At 49.1% G+C, this 2,852-nt stretch carries 5 protein-coding genes and 1 pseudogene; 5 read left to right on the top strand and 1 reads right to left on the bottom strand.

Going from position 1 to position 2,852, the window contains the following annotated elements; translation table 11 throughout:
• Positions 1–462 (top strand): annotated as a pseudogene (locus tag ACSEXW_RS27925) (ATP-dependent DNA ligase); the annotation flags it as partial.
• A gap of 12 nt (positions 463–474) precedes the next feature.
• Here ACSEXW_RS27925 and ACSEXW_RS27920 read toward each other — a convergent pair.
• Entirely contained in the window at positions 475–1,152 is a 678-nt protein-coding gene (locus tag ACSEXW_RS27920) for a CPBP family intramembrane glutamic endopeptidase (protein WP_438449465.1), read from the bottom strand.
• A 137-nt stretch (positions 1,153–1,289) separates the two neighbouring features.
• Between ACSEXW_RS27920 and ACSEXW_RS27915 the strand changes: the two genes are divergently transcribed.
• The 4 genes from ACSEXW_RS27915 to ACSEXW_RS27900 are packed head-to-tail and all read left to right on the top strand — an operon-like array spanning position 1,290 to position 2,848.
• Entirely contained in the window at positions 1,290–1,514 is a 225-nt protein-coding gene (locus tag ACSEXW_RS27915; protein WP_438449464.1) for a hypothetical protein, read from the top strand.
• On the top strand, positions 1,511–2,191 hold the full coding sequence (locus ACSEXW_RS27910) for a hypothetical protein (RefSeq protein WP_438449463.1): 681 nt from the start codon (positions 1,511–1,513) through the stop codon (positions 2,189–2,191). Before ACSEXW_RS27915 ends, ACSEXW_RS27910 begins: the two co-directional genes overlap by 4 nt.
• Positions 2,188–2,718: an accessory gene regulator B family protein gene (locus ACSEXW_RS27905; RefSeq protein ID WP_438449462.1), complete on the top strand. Its 531-nt coding sequence runs from the start codon at positions 2,188–2,190 to the stop codon at positions 2,716–2,718. The genes ACSEXW_RS27910 and ACSEXW_RS27905 overlap by 4 nt, the downstream gene beginning before the upstream one ends.
• A gap of 19 nt (positions 2,719–2,737) precedes the next feature.
• Positions 2,738–2,848, top strand: coding sequence for a cyclic lactone autoinducer peptide (locus tag ACSEXW_RS27900; RefSeq protein ID WP_438449461.1), 111 nt, complete (start codon positions 2,738–2,740; stop codon positions 2,846–2,848).
• Positions 2,849–2,852: the final 4 nt, after the last annotated feature.

Raw genomic sequence — 2,852 nt, 5'->3', positions numbered from 1 at the left:
ATGGAGCGCAAGCAGATCCTCGCGGACGTCTTGGAGCAGAACAGCCACTTCAGCCAGTCTCTTTACGTGGAAGGCGCCGGCAAGGAGTTGTTCCGGGCGATACAGGAGAAGCGGATGGAGGGAATTGTCGCCAAACGTAAGGACTCCCTCTACGTCGGCCGCCGCTCGGAGCATTGGCTGAAGGTGATCAATTATACCTACGCGGTCGTGGAGCTGGCCGGCTACCGCAAGGACCAGTTCGGCTGGCTTGCACAATACCAAGGACGCCCGGCAGGGATCATCGAGCTGGCCGTTCCGGCTGCTCACCGGAAGGCATTCTACGGGGTGGCGCAGGGGATCAGGACCGGAGAGGACCGGAACTTCGTATATGTGGAGCCGCGTCTGAAGGCGAAGGTGCGGATACGGAATTGGACCAGCAACGGCATGCTCCGGTCGCCGGAGTTCGTGGACTTTGTGATATGAGAAAAGCCCTGCTCAGGTGAGCGGGGCTTCTTTCTGTTTCAGGATGATCGAACTGGTCCACGCAATCCGGGCGTCATAGAAGATGTGCAGGATGATCGGCAGCAGAAGGCTGCCGGTGAGCGCGAAAAGCAACAAGTACATCAGGCCGTTCACTCCGGATCTGACCACAGCACCCCAACCTTGCGGGAAGTGGCCCAACCCGAACAGGAGCATCATGGTGATAACAGCAGTCCAATACGGCAGGCCCAGCTCCTGCAGGTAAGTCGGGAGGTAGGATCGGTAGAAAAGCTCCTCGACGATCCCGACGATGATGGCCACACCGTAGAACATGCTAATCTGCCGCCGGGTTGTGGGCTGAATATAGGACCTCTCACGATACACTTCGGCAACCTGACGACGGAATTCAGGCCGGCGCAACACTCCGTATACGTCGAGAGCTATGTCTCCAACAAAGTGAATGAGCAAGCCGGCTGCCGGGATCCATAGCCAGGGAGACACCTTTCCGGAAGAATATTCGAACTGGACTCCGTTGAAAAAGGCAAATGCCAGGATCAAGGCATTGATCACATAGTTGACCGAGTATGCCCGTACCTTCCCTTTATCGCTGGGGTGGGCTTTCATTCGTTTCAGCATTGCATTGCTTATCACCGGTATGCCCAGGCAATACGACCAAACAATGAGATGTGCCAATGGATGTACCCTCCATAATGAATTAATACAATGTATTATATTATTTTAATACAATGTATTAAATATGTCTAGACACCTTCTAATACATTGTATTAAAATATGAGTAGGCAAATTACAGAAGGAGGCGGCTTACCAACATGAAGAAAAAGCCAGAGATTCCGCCTTTGTACGGTATTACAGGGGCGGCCAAAGCGCTGAATGTAACCCGCCAGAACATGCCAAATACTATGAAGGCGAAGGATTTTCCTGCGCCAGATACGATGATCGACGGGAAGCCGTACTGGCTTCAAAGCACGATCCATGATTATGCGATAATCCATGAGAAGCGGAAGAAGACAAGAAGAGAGGATGATCAGATATGACCGAAATTGTTCGTTTTATTTGTGCCATATTGATCCATGCTTCAGTCGTGATGATGACGTACGCCATATTCAAAATATGGATAGTCCAGAATCATAAGCAGATTGCTATTCTGGCTGTACTCCTGGGGAGTACGAATTATCTGGTAAGGTATCAGCTCTACTCGAAACTCTTCCTTCCCGCAACTCTTGCCGTTTTCGTCATTGCTCTGATGCTGCTTAGGCGATACCCAATTGCCTATAGTATATTGGTGAGTTTGAGCGGATACGCTGTCATTGCGTTCATCGATGAATTTATCACCTACATGTACATGCGTGGATTGGATATTACCCTCGATGATCTACTGTCTTCAGAATGGTTATTCTTAACGTCAAACGTTACAGCCTTTGTTGTTTGCGTTCTGATCGCGGGAATATTTCGATGGAGAAATTGGGGAACGAGCTTCATTGTCAGCCGCTTCCACGGGAAGTATGCACTCCGGAAAAATAACTACATATGGGCGGCCGCATTGATCTTCGGTTTGTTCTCCGTGCAGCTAGGGATCCAGGACTCGCTGAAAAGCTACCACGTCATCATCCTTACCATTTTCATGATTTTTGGCATCTGGTATACCTACGCTGAAAACAAGAAAGTCCTCCGGGATCGATTTCCCGATAAGTACAAGGGGAAAGGACTATGAAGATCGTCAGCTCACTTGCTCATTCTATGGCCGTCGGTATCAATAAACGCGTACAGCGTACTTCAGTGGCCGTACTGGAGTATGCCTTGAAGGACGCTCTCCATTATCTCATATTCTATTTGATTGTTATCATAATAGGAGGGTTCACGGGTCACCTGGTGGACGCCTTGATAGCCCCCATCGCCTTCTCAATCCTTCGTCGGTATAGTGGTGGACTTCATCTTTCCACAGATACAAGATGTACACTATTTTCTGCTGTTATGGTATTCATTTCGATATACATGCCATTATATCATTGGTATAATGAACTTATCGTGAATTCGATTGCTTTCGTATTGGTAATGATGTTCGCTCCGAGCGGAAGTCTTGCTCCACAGCAATACCATCGTCGATTTAAAATAATCGCTTGTATCTTCGTACTACTTGGATTCTTTCATATAGCCGCACTACTGCCCAAAGTCTTCTTGGTACAAGCAGTAACTACGATCCCCTTCATGCAGAGGGTGGTCGACAGGTACAAGCTATAGATCAGGGGAGGTGACCACGATGTTGAAGTGGATCGACAAATTGCTGGCCAAACGCGCTGAGAAGATGGCAGATGCCGATTGCGTTGTCTTCTGCCATCGCCCGGAAGTGCCGGCAGAACTGAAAAAGTAAAACC

Source organism: Oryzibacillus soli, from assembly GCF_051594765.1.
Classification (GTDB): domain Bacteria; phylum Bacillota; class Bacilli; order Paenibacillales; family NBRC-103111; genus Paenibacillus_AR.
Note: the sequence above shows the minus strand (reverse complement) of the source record. Positions and strands in the feature narration are given on the sequence as shown.

Bases quoted from the DNA above. Each gene is read 5' to 3' on its own strand.
- ACSEXW_RS27910 (WP_438449463.1), top strand. From the start codon at position 1,511: ATGACCGAAATTGTTCGTTTTATTTGTGCCATATTGATCCATGCTTCA.
- ACSEXW_RS27915 (WP_438449464.1), top strand. From the start codon at position 1,290: ATGAAGAAAAAGCCAGAGATTCCGCCTTTGTACGGTATTACAGGGGCG.
- ACSEXW_RS27900 (WP_438449461.1), top strand. From the start codon at position 2,738: ATGTTGAAGTGGATCGACAAATTGCTGGCCAAACGCGCTGAGAAGATG.
- ACSEXW_RS27905 (WP_438449462.1), top strand. From the start codon at position 2,188: ATGAAGATCGTCAGCTCACTTGCTCATTCTATGGCCGTCGGTATCAAT.